The sequence below is a fragment of the Martelella sp. HB161492 genome (genome assembly GCF_013184775.1).
Lineage (GTDB): Bacteria > Pseudomonadota > Alphaproteobacteria > Rhizobiales > Rhizobiaceae > Martelella.
Genome location: NZ_JAATVV010000008.1, coordinates 128,244 through 146,709 on the forward strand (window position 1 = coordinate 128,244; position 18,466 = coordinate 146,709).

The 18,466-nt window shown below is 59.4% G+C and carries 18 protein-coding genes; 9 read left to right on the forward strand and 9 right to left on the reverse strand.

The features are described from left to right. Nucleotides 1–87 precede the first annotated feature (87 nt). Both HCK86_RS14805 and HCK86_RS14810 read left to right on the forward strand, forming a co-directional pair. A complete protein-coding gene (locus HCK86_RS14805) occupies nucleotides 88–1,266 on the forward strand; it encodes a lipase (protein WP_176085248.1) in 1,179 nt (392 codons plus the stop codon). Then, complete coding sequence (locus HCK86_RS14810; RefSeq protein WP_176085249.1) at nucleotides 1,263–1,847, forward strand: protein-S-isoprenylcysteine O-methyltransferase; 585 nt, start codon at nucleotides 1,263–1,265, stop codon at nucleotides 1,845–1,847. The genes HCK86_RS14805 and HCK86_RS14810 overlap by 4 nt, the downstream gene beginning before the upstream one ends. A gap of 72 nt (nucleotides 1,848–1,919) precedes the next feature. Here HCK86_RS14810 and HCK86_RS14815 read toward each other — a convergent pair whose 3' ends face one another. Next, nucleotides 1,920–2,534 (reverse strand): hypothetical protein, encoded by a 615-nt coding sequence (locus HCK86_RS14815; RefSeq protein ID WP_176085250.1) that lies wholly within the window; start codon nucleotides 2,532–2,534, stop codon nucleotides 1,920–1,922. Nucleotides 2,535–2,887: 353 nt separating this feature from the next. On the opposite strand from HCK86_RS14815, the gene HCK86_RS14820 reads away from it, so the two are divergent. After that, nucleotides 2,888–3,262 carry a DUF4440 domain-containing protein gene (locus tag HCK86_RS14820; RefSeq protein WP_348641086.1) on the forward strand — a complete coding sequence of 125 codons (375 nt, stop codon included), beginning with the start codon at nucleotides 2,888–2,890 and terminating at the stop codon, nucleotides 3,260–3,262. 31 nt (nucleotides 3,263–3,293) lie between these two features. On the opposite strand, the gene HCK86_RS14825 is transcribed toward HCK86_RS14820, so the two are convergent. Further along, nucleotides 3,294–4,115 (reverse strand): AAC(3) family N-acetyltransferase, encoded by an 822-nt coding sequence (locus tag HCK86_RS14825; protein ID WP_176085251.1) that lies wholly within the window; start codon nucleotides 4,113–4,115, stop codon nucleotides 3,294–3,296. Nucleotides 4,116–4,240: 125 nt separating this feature from the next. On the opposite strand from HCK86_RS14825, the gene HCK86_RS14830 reads away from it, so the two are divergent. Together HCK86_RS14830 and HCK86_RS14835 are read left to right on the forward strand one after the other, a co-directional pair. Further along, the gene (locus HCK86_RS14830) at nucleotides 4,241–6,055 is read left to right on the forward strand and encodes a potassium/proton antiporter (protein WP_176085252.1); all 1,815 of its coding nucleotides are present in this window, start codon (nucleotides 4,241–4,243) and stop codon (nucleotides 6,053–6,055) included. 288 nt (nucleotides 6,056–6,343) lie between these two features. Further along, on the forward strand, nucleotides 6,344–7,540 hold the full coding sequence (locus HCK86_RS14835; protein ID WP_176085253.1) for a phosphoglycerate kinase: 1,197 nt from the start codon (nucleotides 6,344–6,346) through the stop codon (nucleotides 7,538–7,540). A 60-nt stretch (nucleotides 7,541–7,600) separates the two neighbouring features. Here the strand turns inward: HCK86_RS14835 and HCK86_RS14840 are convergent, their stop codons facing one another. Beyond that, the gene (locus HCK86_RS14840) at nucleotides 7,601–7,756 is read right to left on the reverse strand and encodes a hypothetical protein (protein ID WP_176085254.1); all 156 of its coding nucleotides are present in this window, start codon (nucleotides 7,754–7,756) and stop codon (nucleotides 7,601–7,603) included. A gap of 391 nt (nucleotides 7,757–8,147) precedes the next feature. On the opposite strand from HCK86_RS14840, the gene HCK86_RS14845 reads away from it, so the two are divergent. From HCK86_RS14845 to HCK86_RS14855, 3 genes are all read left to right on the forward strand, one after another. Continuing rightward, the gene (locus HCK86_RS14845) at nucleotides 8,148–9,446 is read left to right on the forward strand and encodes an MFS transporter (RefSeq protein WP_176085255.1); all 1,299 of its coding nucleotides are present in this window, start codon (nucleotides 8,148–8,150) and stop codon (nucleotides 9,444–9,446) included. Continuing rightward, nucleotides 9,439–9,633 (forward strand): DUF1192 domain-containing protein, encoded by a 195-nt coding sequence (locus HCK86_RS14850; RefSeq protein WP_176085256.1) that lies wholly within the window; start codon nucleotides 9,439–9,441, stop codon nucleotides 9,631–9,633. Before HCK86_RS14845 ends, HCK86_RS14850 begins: the two co-directional genes overlap by 8 nt. 259 nt (nucleotides 9,634–9,892) lie before the next feature. Then, nucleotides 9,893–10,408 (forward strand): DUF1465 family protein, encoded by a 516-nt coding sequence (locus tag HCK86_RS14855; protein ID WP_176085257.1) that lies wholly within the window; start codon nucleotides 9,893–9,895, stop codon nucleotides 10,406–10,408. A 287-nt stretch (nucleotides 10,409–10,695) separates the two neighbouring features. On the opposite strand, the gene rpmE is transcribed toward HCK86_RS14855, so the two are convergent. Further along, nucleotides 10,696–10,917, reverse strand: coding sequence for a 50S ribosomal protein L31 (gene rpmE, locus HCK86_RS14860; RefSeq protein WP_141149301.1), 222 nt, complete (start codon nucleotides 10,915–10,917; stop codon nucleotides 10,696–10,698). A 196-nt stretch (nucleotides 10,918–11,113) separates the two neighbouring features. On the opposite strand from rpmE, the gene HCK86_RS14865 reads away from it, so the two are divergent. Then, on the forward strand, nucleotides 11,114–12,910 hold the full coding sequence (locus tag HCK86_RS14865) for an ABC transporter transmembrane domain-containing protein (protein WP_246739619.1): 1,797 nt from the start codon (nucleotides 11,114–11,116) through the stop codon (nucleotides 12,908–12,910). Nucleotides 12,911–13,005: 95 nt separating this feature from the next. Here HCK86_RS14865 and HCK86_RS14870 read toward each other — a convergent pair whose 3' ends face one another. The 5 genes from HCK86_RS14870 to HCK86_RS14890 all read right to left on the reverse strand — a co-directional run bounded on the left by HCK86_RS14870 (nucleotide 13,006) and on the right by HCK86_RS14890 (nucleotide 18,303). Continuing rightward, a complete protein-coding gene (locus HCK86_RS14870) occupies nucleotides 13,006–13,893 on the reverse strand; it encodes a DMT family transporter (protein WP_176085258.1) in 888 nt (295 codons plus the stop codon). A 201-nt stretch (nucleotides 13,894–14,094) separates the two neighbouring features. Continuing rightward, the gene (locus tag HCK86_RS14875; RefSeq protein WP_176085259.1) at nucleotides 14,095–15,126 is read right to left on the reverse strand and encodes a peptidoglycan -binding protein; all 1,032 of its coding nucleotides are present in this window, start codon (nucleotides 15,124–15,126) and stop codon (nucleotides 14,095–14,097) included. A gap of 2 nt (nucleotides 15,127–15,128) precedes the next feature. Continuing rightward, entirely contained in the window at nucleotides 15,129–16,157 is a 1,029-nt protein-coding gene (locus HCK86_RS14880) for a flagellar motor protein MotA (RefSeq protein WP_176085260.1), read from the reverse strand. Nucleotides 16,158–16,347: 190 nt separating this feature from the next. After that, entirely contained in the window at nucleotides 16,348–17,145 is a 798-nt protein-coding gene (locus HCK86_RS14885) for an inositol monophosphatase family protein (RefSeq protein WP_176085261.1), read from the reverse strand. Between the two features lie 117 nt (nucleotides 17,146–17,262). After that, nucleotides 17,263–18,303: a diguanylate cyclase gene (locus tag HCK86_RS14890; RefSeq protein WP_176085262.1), complete on the reverse strand. Its 1,041-nt coding sequence runs from the start codon at nucleotides 18,301–18,303 to the stop codon at nucleotides 17,263–17,265. Between the last annotated feature and the right edge of the window lie 163 nt (nucleotides 18,304–18,466).

An 18,466-nucleotide genomic window follows, 5' to 3' on the forward strand; every position in this document is an offset into this window, starting at 1 on the left:
GTTATCGGGAATATATTCTGGAATCATTGCCGAACCCGGTTTTGGATTGGCGCGTTCGTGACCTTGCATTAGCTAGAAGCAGAATTCATGCACCGGCGTATCGTGTTTCACATCGGAGGATATGAGCGGAACAATCCGGAACGTTTCTTCAGGCGCTTCGCACGCGGACTGTCTCGTTTTGAAACCTGCTGGTCGCTCAGCACCGAAATTCTCTCATCGGCCACGGAAGACGAATATCATACCGCAACGGCGAGGATCAGCTGCCGCGACGGCGAGCGGGAAAGCCTGACCGACTTCTGTTTTCTCGATTTCGACGATCTTGTCGTAAGAGATGTCGAAAAGCCGTTTCTCCTGCGCCTGGGCAAATATGCCGCCGCCGTTGCCGATTATGCCGCAAGCGGCACGCTGTGGCGCTTTTTCAGGGCCAACTGGCGCTTTGCACTCTATTTTCTCTTTCCCATCGGCGCGATGGCGCTGTTTCTTCTGGCAGGCCTCCTCGTCTTTCTGGCGATTGATGCCGTTGAGCCCTTTCCCGGACAGTTCATTCTCGCTTCCGCAGCTGGCATCGCCACGATCATCGCGCTCGGCAATTTTCCGGGCCGGCGTTATCTCGTCTATCATCTGATGGATCTGTGGTCCTTCAGCAGCCGCCATCTGCGCGCCCGGCGCCCCGATATGGATGCCCGCTTCGTGCTGTGGACCGATTTCGCCATGGCGAAGCTTGCTGCCGGAAATTATGACGAGGTGCTGCTTGTGGGCCATTCCACCGGCGGAGCGCTCATTCTCGATTTCGCCTACCTCCTGTCGGAACGGCTCCGGCAAGAAGGTGTGGAAGCAGCATTCACGATCGTGACGGTGGGATCGACAGCATTGAAGATCTCCCTCCATCCCGCAGCCAAGCGCGCCCGCAGCCGCCTTGAAGCGCTGGCCGGACAACCCGGCATCGCCTGGCATGATTTTCAGTCACTGACCGACATCATCAATTTCTATAAATGTGATCCCTATGCGCTGGCCGGCCTCACGCATGATCGCGCTGAAGCCTTTCCATATCTCTATCGCGTCCGCTTCCGCCACACGCTGGACGAGGCGCAATATAGCCGCCTCAAACGGAATTTCTTCCGCGTCCATTACCAATTCATATCCGCGAATTCGCGCCGCTATTTCTATGATTATTTCATGATGACATGCGGCACGCGCGCGCTCAGCGATCAGCTGGCAGCCATGGACGCCAGCCCCGCGCCGAAAGCCGGCAAGGAGGCAGCATGATGGTTTCACTTTCCTTCTGGTGCTGGCTCGTCCTCACTCTGGCCTGGTGCGCGCTGCGCTATCCGGCGGTGCGGCGCGCATTGCGGACCCGCATCCGTGAAAAGCGCGCCGATCCACTGGATATCGGATTGCTGACCCTTTGCGGCCTGACCCTGTTTGCCGGTCCGATTGCCTGGTTTGCGGGCGATCTCCTGCCCCGTTTCGACCGTCCGCAGGCCATCATCACGCTGATTCTCGGCCTTGCAACGGGGGCCGCCTTCCTCTGGCTTTTCCGGCGCAGCCACAAGGATCTCGGCAAGAACTGGTCAGTCACGCTGACGCTGCGTGAGGAGCACAGGCTGATCACCCGTGGCGTCTACGCCCATATCCGCCACCCGATGTATGCCTCCTTCATGCTCTGGGGCATATCGCAGGCGCTGCTGGTGTCCAACTGGATCTTTGGCTTTGCCGGCCTCATTGCCGTCATCCTGCTTTACGCAATCCGCCTCAGGCGCGAGGAAGCGATGATGACCGCCGCCTTCGGCACGCAATATGCCGATTATGCAGCCCGCACGAAACGTCTGATCCCCGGCATATTCTGAGCCTGGCGGCAATTTCTCGCGCGGAAATACCCGCTCCGCGTGATGTCTGTCGCAAAGATCATCGGCCGGACTTCACCCTCCATATTGCGCCAGCGTTTCCTTGATCAGTGCGATGATGGCATCGTGGATCACGGGCTTATCTTCCATATTGATGTGGTTCATGCTGTGCGGGCCACCGAATTCAGGCGTATGAACGTCGACATTTTCCAGCGTCCCGGTAAAGCCCTCTCCGGGTGAGATCTTCCGCCAGAGCACCCTTCCGTCGGTGAAGAAATTCACCGCCCGGCTGACATTGGCCGGAATCTGAGGATTGCGATCGGTGCTGTCGAGCGTGATCGTCAGTGCCACGGGAATGCCGAGCGCATTGAGATCGTTGGCAACGCTGATCACCGCATTGGCACCAAGGGAATGCCCCACGAGAATGATCGGGCGATTGTCAGGCGAAGCCTGGTAATTGCGGGCGATTTCGCGCGACAGCCATTTGTCATCCGCCACGGTGAAGACCGTGGCATGAATGCCCTGTGCCGCAAGCTTCTTGTTGAGCGGAAAAAACCCGCGTGAAAAGAATTCCAGACCGCGAAACAGAAAAATCTGGCCGCTGGCGGTCTCGGCCATTCCGGCTTCAGGAATAAGTCCGGCGAGTGTGAGTGATCCAAGTGCAAGCAAAAACTGGCGGCGCTCGATCAATTTTGCATTCCCCCATTTCAACACAGTCAATCTCATCCGCAAAAGAGAGAGACACGGGACCACAAGTAGAAAAGCTGCCTATATCGGGCACATCATGCGGCAGCCATTGACACTAAAGCATCAGAGAGCTGATGCATTCAAGCATATTCGTTTGTGCCTTCGCTGCTGTGAATAACGAGAAAATCCTTTGTGGCTCCGATCATCCGTGCGGAACAGAAAACGGCAGATGCATTCAAGCAGCGGTTCCGGAACGCTTGCCGTGAAGACCGGATTTTGCCATGATTTCCAGCCTATATTCTGCCAATTCTGTTGGGCAGTCACGATCTCGCCAAAGGGGTAGAACCTTGAAACATGTGCAGCATGACCCGGAAGCGGTGATGGACGCCTATGGCCGGGACATCAATCTTCATGACTTTGGACGGATCGCCAGTCTGATCTCACCGGAAGCGACCTTCTGGTTTACCGACGGCACGCATCACGGTCTTCACGATATTCGCGCCGCCTTCGAGACCACCTGGCGGCAACTCGAAAACGAGGTCTATGGCCTGAAAGATATTGCCTGGGTTGCACGCGGGCGGTTCTCGGCCTGCTGCACCTATCGTTTCTTCTGGACCGCCGAAATCAACGGCAACGGGATCGCCGGTGGCGGGCTTGGAACGACCGTGCTGCGCAAGGAGGATGACGGGCTCTGGCGCATCATCCATGAGCATCTGAGCAAGGCTCCCTGAGATATCGTCTTGCGCGTGCCGTGCCTCACGGTCAGCCACGGGGCCAGTCGGTGCCCTGCCACGCCATCGCAGCGCGATCGACCACCGCGCGGGCCGGGACAATGATGCCGTGCCCTTGACCGATGGCAAAGCGACGGGCAACGCCTTCGGCGATGAGATCCGCACCGATGGCGATGAAGCGCTCCGAATTCATGTTTTCCCCGATCCGATAGCGCTTCCAGACCCGCTGGCCATTCTCCGTGATCGCAGAGGCCTGCTCCTCCGTCGGCCGATCGGGAAAGGCGCGATCCTCTGCCAGATGCACCATGGTGCAACGGTCGAAGCCGACACCAAGCAGAAGAACGAGAGCATTTTGGCGGTAGAGTTCGGCAAGCGGGGAGCCTTCTCCGAGCGGGCTTTCAAGATCATGACGGCGCACAAGCCTTTCAGCGCCGGCTCCGCGCGCGGCGAAGGACGTCATGGGATGATGGCTGCGCAGAACTCCCGGCCAGGTGCGAAACAGTTCAGCGGTCTGGCCCATAGCCCGGCTCGGCGTGGTGGCGGGATCGAAAGCCGGCATTTCCGCTTCGATCACCTCATGCCATGCAGGCGGAACGGGTGGGCACGACCAGCCTGCCGGATCGGTCATCTGCGATGAATGGGTCGGCATGACAATTGTGCCCCCGTCACCGGCGACATCGATCAGCGCCTCGATCAGCGCCACCGGACCGCCAGCGATCCAGCCCAGCGCCTTGAGCGAGGTGTGGACGATCACCGTGCTTGCCGGCGACAGGCCTGCTCCAGCCAGATCGGCAGCAAGGCTCCGTCGCGTGGCCGGCATGTTTGTTCTTTCCACCAGAGCCGCTTCGTTCATCACGCCTTATCCTTACCTTGATATTGCCCGGCAGTGGCTGGGTAATTCCCAATTCGGACCTATATCCGCCCTATAGTCGCTGAATAAGCACAGTGTCATGACATGCGAACCAGAGGATGAACTGATTGACGATATTTTATGTAGCCGTTCTGGTTTGCGCCTGCATGATCCTGCTCGCCGCGCTGTCAAGCGCGCTCGCCTATCGCTTCGGGGCGCCCCTTCTGGTTCTCTTTCTCGGCGTCGGGCTGCTTGCCGGCACTGACGGGCTGGGCATCGAGTTCGACAATACCGCCCTCACCTATTATGTCGGCTCACTGGCGCTTGCCATCATCCTGTTCGATTCCGGTTTCGGCACGGCTGCGAAAACCTTGCGAAAGGCGGCCGTGCCGGCGCTGCTGCTGGCGACGCTCGGCGTTGCGCTGACAGCGGTTCTGGTGGCCTGCGCGGCGCATTTCGTTTTCGATTTCAGCCTGGCACAGGGCCTGCTGCTGGGCTCCATCGTGGCCTCGACCGATGCCGCGGCCGTATTTTTCCTGATGCGGATCGGCGGTATTCACGTGGTCGAACGCGTGTCGGCAACGCTGGAGCTGGAATCCGGCATCAATGATCCGATGGCGATCTTTCTGACGCTCACCATCGTGACGCTGCTCGCCCCTCAGGGCCATGAAAGCTTCGCGGTCATCCCTCTTGCGCTCAGCTTTCTCCAGCAGCTTGGCTTCGGTCTTGTCTTCGGCCTCGCCGGCGGCGGCATGATCGTGTTTCTCGTCAACCGTTTCGGGCTCAATCGCGGTCTCACGCCGATCCTTGTTCTGGCGCTGGCGCTGATCGTCTTCTCGGCAACCGGCGCGGCGGGCGGCAGCGGATACCTCGCCGTCTATGTGGCCGGACTTTATGCCGGCAACAAGAATGTCCGCTATTCCGGCGCCATCCGCCACTTCCAGGAGGGCATGACCTGGCTTGCGCAGATCATCATGTTCGTGCTGCTCGGGCTTCTTGCCACACCGCGCCATTTCGATGCGATCATCATTCCGGCTTTGGCGATGAGCCTGTTTCTGGTCTTTATCGCGCGTCCGCTCGCCGTCTGGCTCTGTCTCCTGCCTTTCAACTATCGCCCGCGCGAAACCAAATTCATTTCGCTGATCGGACTGAGGGGCGCGGTCTCGATCCTGCTGGCACTGCTGCCAATCCTTTATGGCCTGCCGATGGCCAATGACTATTTCAACATCGTCTTCGTCATGGTGCTGACCTCGCTTGTCCTGCAGGGCTGGTCACTGGCACCTCTGGCAAAGCGGTGGAAGCTTGTCACGCCCGTGCCTGCGGGACCAATCGAGCATGTTGAGATCGACCTGCCCGGCGAGGCCAATCACGAACTCGTCGTCTATGCCCTGCGGGAAGACTGTCCGGTGCTCACCGGCACACCAATTCCGCGCTGGGCTGTCCCTTCGCTGGTGATCCGCGACGGCCAGTCGACGCGCTTCTTTTATGCCGGCGAGCTGAAGGCGGGCGACTATCTCTATCTCTTCATCGAACCGGGCCGCTCGCCACTGCTTGACCGCCTGTTCTCGGTGCCGAAGCCGCTGGCGCCGGAGAGTGACCCGGAAATGTTCGGCTCGGACACGGTGCTGCCCACCCGCCCGATGTCTGAACTGGAAGCGCTGGGCAGCAGGATCAAGATCGCCGAAGCCGAGCGCAGCCTGACTGTTGCCGCGTTCATGAACCACCGGCTCGGCGCCAGACCGGCGATTGCCGACCGGGTGGAGATCGGCCCGCTTTCACTGATCGTGCGCGAAATCAATGCCGAGGGCGAGATCAGCGCTATCGGCATCTGGCTTGAGACCGAGGCGCCGCCAGGCCTTCCGATCTTCATGAATTTCCGCGAGATCATGCGGCTTCTGACCCGTCGCCATGCCAGAACGCGGCTTGGGAAGGATGAGGGCTGAGCGCAGCACTGGCATCTGTCAAAACGCCGCTGACAATTGCAAATTCGCCAGCACCGCACTGCATGGAATGTTGCATTCCGGAGCGGAAATTTGATCTGAGATCATTGCCGAGGGCGATGGTTTTGACTAGGAGTCGAACGGCTTGAAAGAGATTTCGCCGGTTGGGGCACGCGATCAAGATACGGGGGTCAATCGGCCCGGCGGTCGCGACAGCTCCGATCCGGCTTGATGGACCATCGGCGCTGGCGGATCCCGCCGGCCCGCCAACATAGTCAGAGGAAGACCGCCATGCCCGCCTTCAAAACCCTTGATGACCTCACCGATATCGCCGGAAAGCGCGTGCTGCTGCGCGTCGATCTCAATGTCCCGGTTTCCGATGGCAAGGTCACCGACACGACGCGCATCGAGCGCGTTGCCCCGACCATTCTCGAACTGTCCGAAAAGGGCGCCAAGGTCATCCTGATGGCGCATTTCGGCCGGCCGAAGGGCGCTGTCGTGCCGGAAATGTCGCTGAAGCTGATCATCCCCTCGGTCGAGGAAGTGCTGGATCACTCCGTTGCCTTTGCCACGGATTGCATCGGCGAACCGGCCGAAAAGGCCATCGCCGCCATGGAAAATGGTGACATTCTGCTGCTGGAAAACACCCGATTCCACAAGGGCGAGGAAAAGAACGAACCGGATTTCGTCGCCGCGCTTGCCAAGAATGGCGACATCTATGTCAATGATGCCTTCTCCGCAGCCCACCGCGCACACGCCTCCACCGAAGGCCTCGGCCATCACATGCCTGCCTATGCCGGCCGCACCATGCAGGCCGAACTTGAAGCCCTCGAAAAAGGCCTCGGCGTTCCGGTCCGCCCGGTTGTCGCCATTGTCGGCGGTGCCAAGGTTTCCACCAAGATCGACCTTTTGCAGAACCTGATCGAAAAGGTTGATGCGCTGGTGATCGGCGGCGGCATGGCCAATACCTTCATCGCCGCCAAGGGCATTGATGTCGGCAAATCGCTTTGCGAACATGATCTGGCCGATACCGCCCGTGCCATCATGGCCAAGGCTAAGACCACCAATTGCGCCATCGTGCTGCCGGTCGACGGCGTTGTCGCCCGCGAGTTCAAGGCCAATGCCGACAACGAGACCGTTGCCATTGATGCCATTCCCGCTGACGCCATGATGCTCGACGTCGGCCCCGCCTCGATCGCACTGGTCAATGAATGGATCGCCAAGGCCGCAACGCTGGTCTGGAATGGCCCGCTCGGCGCCTTCGAAATCGAGCCTTTCGATACCGCCACCGTTTCAGCTGCGAAATTTGCGGCGGAACAGACCCGGGCTGGCAAGCTGATTTCTGTTGCCGGGGGTGGCGACACGGTTTCGGCGCTCAACCATGCCGGTGTCGCCGATGACTTCTCCTATGTTTCCACTGCTGGCGGCGCCTTCCTCGAATGGATGGAAGGCAAGGCCCTGCCGGGTGTGGAAATTCTGAAGAAATAACGGCTTCAAAAACCGTCCGATAGCAGGCACCGGTGCGGCAACGCGCCGGTGTTTTGCATTTCAGGGCCGGATCAGCAGGACAATGCCGAACAGGACAAAGGCGAAGACGGCAATCTTCCAGAAGTCCATCCGCTTTCTCAAACCCGGAACGCCGAGTGGCCTGATGATATGCGCCACCATGGCGGCAATCAGAAGCAGGGCGATCAGCTTGGTCATCAGGTTCCTTTCTGGCATCCTCACTGCGGGCGGCGGCACAGCGGGCCGCCGTGGCCCCCGGATCTGCGAAAATCTTTTGCAGAGCCTCATTTGGACCGGAATTCGTCTGGATTTCAGTCTATTGAGCGATAATTATTAAGATTGAACGCTATAATTGGACGTGACAACGCCGCCGGATGCGTTTTTCATGACAAATCATGGCTGAGCCACGTCAATCATTCTGCTGACCTCAACGGGGGACAGGGTCTTGCGGAATTTGTGCCGGCAGAAAATGCAAAGTGAGCATTTATCGGCCGTCCGATCTGCACATCCCCTGGAACTGCCGGACAAGCGGGACGTTAGGTCTTTGACGTCCCTCTTTTCTAAACCCAACCGATCAGAGCCTACTCGCATGAAACGCAATCTACTTCCGGTTTTTGCCCTTCTTCTCGGTACTCTCTTCCTGTTCCTCGGCAACGGCTTGCACGGGCTGCTGTTGCCGCTGCGCGGTGCGGCGGAAGGCTATAGCGACACCTCGCTCGGCTTTCTCGGCACCTCCTGGGCGTCGGGCTATGTGATTGGCTGTATTCTGGCGCCGAAACTGATCATGCGGATCGGCCATGTCCGCGCCTTTTCGGGTTTCATTGCCATCATCTGCATCGTTGCCCTTTCCACAGGTATCCTGATCAATGACATTGCCTGGATTGTGCTCAGGGCTGCGACCGGCTTTGCCACGGCCGGAACGCAGATGATCATCGAGAGCTGGCTGAATGAACGCGTCGACAACAAGAGCCGTGGCGTGGTGTTTACATTCTACACTGGCATCACCCTGTTCGGCGTCGTCGGCGGCCAGATGATTGTCGGCTTCGGCAATCCGCAGACGCCGATCCTGTTCATGGTTGCCGGCATCTTGTACTGCATCGCCATGTTGCCGACCACCGTCTCCAATGCCGCCTCGCCGAAACCGCTCAGGGCTGTGAGGATCGATCTCAAACTGCTCTACCGCAATTCACCCGTCGCCTTTTTCGGCGTCTTGCTGATCGGCATCGCCAATGGCGCCTTCGGCACGCTGGGGGCTGTTTTCGGCGCCCGCGCCGGGCTTCACGACAGCCAGATCGCCTTTTTCATGATCATCGCCATCCTCGCCGGGGCGCTGGCTCAGGTTCCGATCGGACGGATTTCAGACCTGATGGACCGGCGCTATGTGATTGCCGGGCTTGCCGGCGTCGGCGCTACGGCCGCCCTGCTGATCGTGCTGTTCAAGCCGGAAAGCACCTTCCTCTTCGTGCTGATTGCCTTTTATGGCGCAACGGCGAACGTGCTCTATCCGATCACCGCTTCGCATGCCAATGACTTTGCCAGCGCCGAGGATTTCGTCAAGATCGCCAGCGGCCTGCTGTTCCTGTTCGGCATCGGCACTATCATCGGCCCGACCGTCGGCGGCCCGATCATGTCGGCATTCGGGCCCTATGCGCTGTTTCTGATCACGGCAACGGCGCATATTCTGATTCTGGCCTATGCCATCATCCGCTCGCGCATCCGCGCCGCCATTCCGGTCGAGGATCGCGACTTCCCGTTCAGTCCGATGCCCGACGCCGCGGTTCCGGTATCGACCCCGGAAGGAATCCATCTGCAAACCCGGCCACCCCAGGAAGAAGGCCCGGCAGAAGAACAGCCAGCAGAAAAAGAAAAGGAGCCCGTCAATGCGTGATGACGAAGACGCAGACAGGAAGCCGCCGAAAGGCCAATATGTCATCGGCGCCGATCTGGAGGTCCACTCGGTTGAAGCACTGGAAACGCTTGTCAACGACCTGAAGGGCGAGATCGAGCGGATCGAACAGGCAATCGTCAAGAAATCGGCCGGCAAAAAGGCCGCAGAAAGCCTGTTTCGCAAGTAGTCACAGGCGTTTACCATTTGTTAACCTTTATCGATGATTATTGTGAACATCGGGAGATCTGTCTTTCATTCCGATATCACCTAAAACTCTGAGCCGTCATGACGGCTCTTTTTTTGTGCGCAACATCATCGCAGATGTGGGTATTAACCCTTCGTTAAGATACTGCTTGCGGAATTCCGCTACAGGATTAATGGTGCAGTCATTCAAAGAAAGGCCGCTTTCCTGCGGTTTTAGTGTGTGGCGTAACCAGGGAATACCAATGACAAAGCGGGAAGCGACAACGATCAGCTTCGCGGGCCGTGCGGCCTCATCGCCGCAATTCGACATGCTCTATCGCGAAGGCATGGCGCTCGTGGAAACCACAGCTGCCTATCTCGACGGCGTTGGCCGCGCTGCATCGAAAATGCTGCCCCGACAGGCCGCCACGCTCTATTCCGCCGAATCGATGCGACTGACGACCAGGCTGATGCAGCTCGCATCCTGGCTTTTGCTGCAGCGCTCGCTTAACAGCGGCGAAATGACGCGCGATCAGGTGCTGAGCGAGCGGCGCAAGCTACGTCTTGGCAAGGATCACGTTGATCGCACCGCGCCGGGATGGATTGATCTGCCCCCCGGTTTCCGCGATCTCATCGAACAGTCGCTCCGACTCGAATCCCGCATCAGCCTGCTGGATGACAATCTGCTGAGCACCGAGACCGACCTGCCGGAAAGCGGCAACGAGAACAATGTGATCGCCCAGATCGATCTGCTGCGCACGGCTTTCGGCTCCCGCTAGCGCATCGGCTCGAAAATCGGAATCGATTTTCGAAAAGAACGATGCGTAGCTTCAACAAGCGTGAGCTTCGGACGAAAGAGTGGCTATTGTTTTTTCGATAACCAGACGCGTCGGAAACAAGATCCTGCAGCACCGGTTTCAAACCGCCGATCCATCAAAGGCCCGCTTGTGCGGGCCTTTTGTCATGCGCCCTGCCCTGCTAAGGCCGTAATTCACACCCAAAAATCGGGCAACAAAAAACCCGGCCGAAGCCGGGTTTTTCGGAAATCTCGCGTTCAAGACCGCGATCAGAGGCCGAGGCCACCGAAACGCTTGTTGAACTTCGAAACGCGGCCGCCACGGTCGAGCAGGTTCTGCTGACCACCGGTCCAGGCCGGATGAGAGGTCGGGTCGATGTCGAGGTTCATGACATCGCCTTCCTTGCCCCATGTCGAGCGGGTTTCGAATTCAGTACCGTTGGTCATGACAACCTTGATGGTGTGATAATCGGGATGAATATCAGCCTTCATAACATTCTTCCTGCAAGCTGGATCCATGCAAGGCAGTCATTGCACCAGCTGGACCGATTGAATAAACAAAGCCGTGAGACCGTCCTTGACGCCACGGCTTTCCGATTAGGTTGCGCTGGCTATACAGGAACGCAAAGCGAATAACAAGGGCCGCCGCGGTCAATATGACGGCTTGTTGACATCAAAGGAAGTGAATTTGACCCGCAAAGACAACGGCTCCCGGCGCCGCACTGATCTGAAGCCCCTCACCCGCCTGTTCCCCTATCTGATGCGCTATCGCGGCCTCGTTGCCGGTGCGCTTGTCTTCCTGATGATGGCCGCTGTCGTCACGCTGATCCTGCCCGTCGCGGTTAGGCGGGTGATCGACCATGGTTTCACGGCGTCCAACCCTGGCGTGATCAACACCTATTTCCTGGGCCTTGGTGTGATGGCGCTGCTGCTCGGACTGTCTTCGGCCCTGCGCTATTTCTTCGTCATGTCACTCGGCGAACGGATTGTTGCCGATCTCAGACGCGACGTGTTTTCCAACGTCATCCGGCTGTCGCCAGCCTTTTTCGACACCAACCAGTCCGGCGAGATCGTATCGCGACTGACCGCCGACACGGTTCAGGTGAAATCCGCCTTCGGCTCTTCCGCCTCGATTGCGCTGCGCAATCTCATCATGGGGATCGGCGGCCTCGGCATGATGATCTGGACCTCGCCACGGCTCTCGGTACTCGTCATCATTGTCATTCCGCTGATTGTCATTCCGTTGATCGCATTCGGGCGCAGCGTCCGCGGCCGCTCCCGCTCGGCCCAGGATGAACTCGCATCCGCTGCCGCCTTTGCCAGCGAGACCATTGCCGCCACCCGCACAGTGCAGTCCTTCAACGGCGAGGACATGGCTGCCCGTCAATATGCCGGTGCGGTGGAAACCGCCTTTGAAGCCGCGCGGACGGCACTCAGGGCCCGTGCCGTGCTGACGGCGATCGCCATCAGCATCGTCTTCTGTTCCATCACCGCAATCCTCTGGTATGGCGCCCACAGCGTTCTGTCCGGCACGATGAGCGGCGGCACGCTCGGGCAGTTCCTGCTTTACGCGGTACTTGCCGGCAGTGCGCTCGGCCAGCTCTCGGAAGTCTGGGGCGAAGTCTCGCTGGCTGCAGGGGCTGCGGACCGGCTCAGCGAGCTCCTGTCCGAACCCTCGGCGATCACGGCGCCAGCCGAGCCGATTGCCCTGCCCGAGCCGGCCTCGGGCGCGATCAGCCTCGCCAATGTCTCCTTCCACTATCCGAGCAGCAATGCCGATCATGGTGCCCTGACGGGAATGACGCTTGCCGTCAACCCGAGCGAGACCGTCGCCATTGTCGGCCCGTCAGGCGCTGGCAAGAGCACGCTCTTCGCGCTGCTGTTACGCTATTATGATCCGGTTGCCGGCTCGATCCGTCTCGATGGCGTCGATCTGCGGGACGCGCGGCCTCAAGATGTGCGCGCCCGCTTTGCGCTCGTACCGCAGGATGTGGCGATCTTCGCTGCCAGCATTTTCGACAATATCGCGCTTGGCCGTCCCGGCGCCAGCGCCGAAGACGTCTATGCTGCCGCCCGGGCGGCACAGGCACATGACTTCATCGAAAAGCTCGAGCATGGCTATGCCACGATGGCGGGCGAACGCGGCGTGATGCTGTCCGGCGGCCAGCGCCAGCGCATCGCCATTGCCCGCGCCATTCTGCGCGACGCGCCGGTGCTGCTGCTGGACGAGGCGACATCTGCGCTTGATGCCGAAAGCGAGACACTGGTGCAGCACGCCCTTGCCGGGCTGATGAAGGGCCGCACGACGCTGGTGATCGCCCACAGGCTGGCAACAGTGCTGAATGCCGACCGGATTATCGTCATGGATGGCGGCCACATCGTCGAGCAGGGCACGCATGAGGCGCTGGTGGCCAAGGGCGGGCTCTACGCCCGCCTGGCTCGGCTTCAGTTCGATGTCGAGACACGCACAGGAACCGAGGGCTAGAGCACGGTGCGTCCTTTTGGACGCACGGCGCTCTATCTTATTGAATCTACGCATCGTTCTCTTCGAAAATCGATTCCGATTTTCGAGCCGGTGCGCTAGCCCCCGGACCGCTTGCCGCTGGGCATGAAGGTCGCCATGGCGATCAGCACGATGCCGACCCAGACCAGCGGCGACGGCCACTCGCCGAAAACAACAACGCCAACCATGACCGCCATGGGCAGCGCCGAGTGGATCACCGGCGCCAGCACGACAGCATCAGCCATGGAATAGGCTTTCAGCATGCCGAAATTGCAGCCATTCATCAAAATCGCTGCAGCGATGATAAAGCCCCAGTCCGCCAGGCCAACCGAAGACCAGTGCGTGATTGCCGGTCCGACCATGATGATGGCGGTGACCACATACATCCAGAACAATGCCGGCACGATCTGCTCGTTCATCGCCAGAAACTTGAGCACGATATCCTTGGCAGCCAGCGCAAGCGCTGCGGCAATAGCGATCAGTCCGGCCATCTGGAATGTGCCGCCGCCCGGCTGCAGAATGAAAAGCGCACCGGAAATGCCGAGCCCGACCGCCAGGAAGCGTCGCCAGTCCGGCCGCTCCTTGAGAAAGATCATCGCCAGCGGAATGACGAAAAATGTCTCCAGCTGCAGCAGCGATGTGGCCACGGTAAAAGGCAGAAGCTTCAGCGATGTATAGATCAGGAAGGAGACGAGCGCGCCCAGGACGCCACGCAGCAGCAGCAGGCGCGGCGACTGAATGCGAAAGCCGGAAGCCCCCTTGCGCAGCGCCAGCGGCAGAATGACCAGCGCAGCCGCAACATTCTGCAGAAAGATCAGCATCACCGGATCATGGCGCGTTGTCAGCGTCTTGGTCAGTGTATCGATTGTGGTAAAGGCGGCCACCGAGCCGATCATCAGCATGATCGCGATGGTTTTCTTGTCGAAACGCATTCGACCCGAAACCGCCATGGTTTCGTCCGTCATGTAAAGCTTCTCCCGCGGGAAGACCGATTGTCGTTGATGCTTCCTGGAGAAACCTCGTCCGCTTGTCAGGAAGAACAGCGCAGGAAAAGCGCGGCACTGGCGCTTCATGGCCATGCCCTTGCGGAGCCCGCAAACTAGAAAAAAAACGCGCAATTTTCAAGCCCTGAGAAAAACCCCGGCCAGAAGACCGGGGCTCAGAACTTACTTTTCGGTCAGCTTGAACTCGATGCGCCGGTTCTGCGCCCGGGCCTCAGGCGTTTCGCCCTCGGCAATCGGCTCGAATTCGGCAAAGCCTGCCGCCACCAGGCGATCGGGCGACACGCCCTGCGAGATCAGGTAGCGCACCACCGAAGCAGCACGGGCGCTCGACAGTTCCCAGTTATCGGTGAACTTGCCGCCCGGCTTGATCGGCACATCATCCGTATGGCCGTCGACACGCAGAACCCAGTCGATATCGTCCGGAATTTCCTTGGAAATCTCCAGAAGCGCAGAAGCAAGCTTGGCGAGCTCCTGACGGCCGGCATCATTGAGTTCGTCGGAACCAGAGGGAAACAGCACTTCCGACTGGAACACGAAACGATCGCCGACCACGCGGATATTGTCGCGATCCGAAAGAATTTCACGCAGCCGGCCGAAGAAGTCGGACCGGTAGCGGTTGAGTTCCTGTACCTTCTGCGCCAGCGCCACATTCAGGCGACGGCCAAGATCAGCGATGCGGGCCTGCGAATCCTTGTCCTTCGCTTCGGAGACCTGCAGCGCCTCTTCGACGGCGGCCAGCTGAGCGCGCAGAGCGGCAATCTGCTGGTTCAGAAGCGCCAGCTGATTCTGGGCCTTGGCCGAAATCTGCTTCTCGGCTTCAAGATCGGAGGACAGGCCGGCAATCTTCGCATTGGCAGCATCGGAAACACCGGAGCCCTGATCAAGCAGCGACTGAAGCCGCGACTTGTCGCTTTCGGCTGCGGCCAGTGAGGCCTGCAGCGTGGCGATCATGTCATTGGCGTCCTGATTATTGCTCTTCTCCAGCGCCAAGAGCTGGGTCAGTTCAGCGATCTGACTGTTGAGACGGTTCAGAACCTCGTCCTTGCCGGAAATTTCACGTGTCAGGATGAACTGGCCGATGACGAAAACCGTCAGCATGAACATGATGGCGAGAAGCAGCGTCGACAGGGCGTCGACGAAGCCGGGCCAGTAATCGACATTGCGGCCGGAACGCCGGTTTCGGGCGAGCGCCATGATCACCGCCCCTCAAGCTTGTCAGCAAGCCGCTGCAAGGTCTGCCTGAGTTCGCGCGATTCTTCCTGTTGCGCCTCGATCCAGTCGCGCAGCATCTGCTGCTCGTTGCGCATGTTCTTGACCACGCCCTGAATACCTTCGGCAAGCTGAGCCATGGCCGGAACCGCGCTCTGGCCAAGACCGCCGCTCTCGGCGATCCGGTGCAGTTCTGCCGCCAGAACCTCGAACTGCTCGCTGGAGCCCGCAGCCACGCCTTCCAGCGCCGGTGCCAGATCCGACGTCACGTCCGTCATGCTCGAAAGCCAGTTTTCCAGCTCCATGTAGAAGCGGTTCTGGGCGCGGCCGGCCTGAAGATCGAGGAAACCGAGCACCAGCGAGCCGGAAAGGCCGAGCAGCGAGGAGGAAAAGGCCGTTCCCATGCCGGACAACGGACCGGAAAGCCCTTCCTTCAGTGCGTTCAGAACATCGGCGCTGTCGCCGGAATTGGGATCAAGCCCCTGAATGATCGAGCCAATCGAGCCGATCGTGTTCAACAGCCCCCAGAAGGTACCAAGCAGGCCGAGAAAGACCAGCAGTCCGACCAGATAGCGCGTCGTATCGCGCTGCTCGTCCAGCCGGGTGGCGATCGAATCGAGAATGGAACGCAACGACGAGGTCGACAGCGCCATGGTCTGGCGCGAGCCGATCAGGGCGCGCATCGGCGCCAGCAGCTTGGGATCGCGGCCAACGCGATCAGCACTGCCGGCGGCACGGAAGGAATTGAGCCAGCCGACCTCGCGGCGCAGCGCCAGAACCTGACTGAAGACCATCAGCACGCCGATAATGGCAACGCCAAGAATGAGCCCGTTGAGGCCCGGATTGGTCATGAAGGCATTGTGTGCCTGGCGGTAAAGGATCGCAATACAGAACCCGACCAGGATCAGGAAGATGACCATGGTCCAGAAGAAGGTCATCGGGCTCGACATCTTCTGAGCAAACCCGCGTCGCGAGGTTTCGCGCACATCATACTGCTCGAGTTCGACATCCGACATAGGGCCTCACCTCCGGCAAATCTGATTTCGAAACGCCCCGGTGACCATTCAGATTGGAAAATGAGGGGCGCACGTGAGAGAGCCGGAACATTGCCTGCTCCGGCCTTATCAAGCTCTATTCGAAAATGGTGACGAATTGAAGGGCGAAGCCTAGAAAATGGCACCGCAACCGCAATTGTCCAATATCAGATTATTTTTCCAGGCGGCGCTGGATCTGGTCCATCAGTGCGATGCGGATCATCTCATTGCCGGCAATCACACCGCCGCTTTCGAGAATGTTCTGCCCGCCCTTCATGTCGGAGATGAAACCGCCGGCTTCGCGTACCAGAATCAGGCCGGCAGCCATGTCCCAGGCCGAGAGATATTCTTCCCAATAGCCGTCAAGGCGACCGGCAGCGACATAGGCAAGATCAAGCGAGGCAGCGCCCATGCGGCGAATGCCGGCAACCTCACCCATGACGTGGCGAAGCTCCACCAGAAACTTGCCATGATGACCGCGGCCCAGATGCGGCACGCCGCAGCCGATCACGCAATCGGCCAGCTGGCGGCGGGCCGAAACGCGGATGCGGCGGTCATTGCAGAATGCGCCGCCACCCTTTTCAGCGACAAAAAGTTCGTCTAGCGCCGGATTGTAGATAACACCTGCAACCACCTCTCCCGAACGCTCAAGCGCCACCGACACGGCAAATTGCGGAATGCCATGCAGGAAGTTGGTCGTGCCATCAAGAGGATCGACGATCCAGCGGTGCTGACCGTCGGTACCCTCTTCCTCGCCGCCTTCCTCACCGAGAAAGCCATAGGTCGGGCGGGCGCGCAGCAGTTCGGTGCGCAGGATCTTTTCCGCCTTGAGATCGGCCTGCGACACGAAATCGGCCGGTCCCTTGACCGAAACCTGCAGGTTCTGCACTTCACCGAAATCACGCGTCAGCGAGCGGCCCGCCTTGAGGGCGGCCTGAACCATCACGTTAAGGAGAGCGGACCGGGCCATGAAAGAATATCCTTGTTATTGCGCCGTCACCAGAAGGACAGCGAGGAAATGCGGTGTTTCACGGTTCATGAACACAGAATAGGGGCAAATTCAAGTATGCAAAACCGCCGATATGCCTCAGGCGGCTGCCTGTATGAATGATTCGACACGATTCCGGCCCGCATTCTTGGCCAGATAAAGCGCCTGGTCGGCGCGATCGAGCGCAATGCGCAGCGCACCATCTCCAGCGAAGAACGCGGTGACCCCGGCACTCACGGTGACCGAAAAGCGCTCGTCACCATGTTCAAATGTCAGCCTTTCGATCATCTTGCGGGTCTGCTCGGCAACGACGACGGCATTCTCGATCACCGTATCTTCGAGAATGACGGCAATTTCCTCGCCGCCATAGCGCACGACCGTATCGCTGCGACGCACGCGGCCGGTAATGGCGCCGGCGACCTTGAGCAGCACATCGTCACCCCGGGCATGGCCGAACTTGTCGTTGATCTCCTTGAAGTGGTCGATATCAAAGAGAATGACACAGGCCTGGCGGCTGCCTGCAGTCATGGCGCGCTCCAGCTTCAGCTCGACATCATCGAGAACGCGGCGATTGAACAGATGTGTCAGTGGATCGCGCTCGGCCTCAAAGGCCAGGAGACGGGTATATTCATTGTTCGAGCGCGCCGCCTCGAGGCACAGGCCCAGCAGCAGCACACCGAAGAAGTTGATTGTGATCAGCGGGATCAGCGCTGTCCTGATGATTGCCAGTCCGGCGGGAAAGCCCATGGCGAAGGCCGAAAGAACCATCAGTGAAGCCATGGCCGCCAGAAGGAAAAAATGGTGCGGCTGATAACGTCTTGGTCCGAAATACCAGAGCAGCATGCCGGCGGCGCCGGCGATCGTCAGACCGATCGAACCGGCGAAAGCACCGCTGCCGCCCAGCGCGAAACGCGCCGAAACCGCCATGGCAAGCGCGATGAGGCCCGATATCGGCCCGGCAAAGGGAGAGGCAAGCGCGAGAAAAACGCTGCGGGCATCGAAAAAGACACCAGGAGACACCTGAATCGGGCTCAGCATGGCCAGAACGGCAGCGCAACCGAAGAGCAGACCACTAATGACAACGCCCGAAAATCGCTCCCGATAATACCGCAGCAAGGCGAAATAACCGAGAACGACCAACGCACCAAGCCCCAGACTTGATACAAGCTGAGCAATTGAAGTCAGTTGCTGCAAAGATGCCAACCTCTAATATGCATCTCAAATAACCAGAGGCAGGACGTGCTCCCCCCGGAGCCGAAAATCAAGATACACAAAAAAGACGCGCTGAACAGCGCTGAAATTC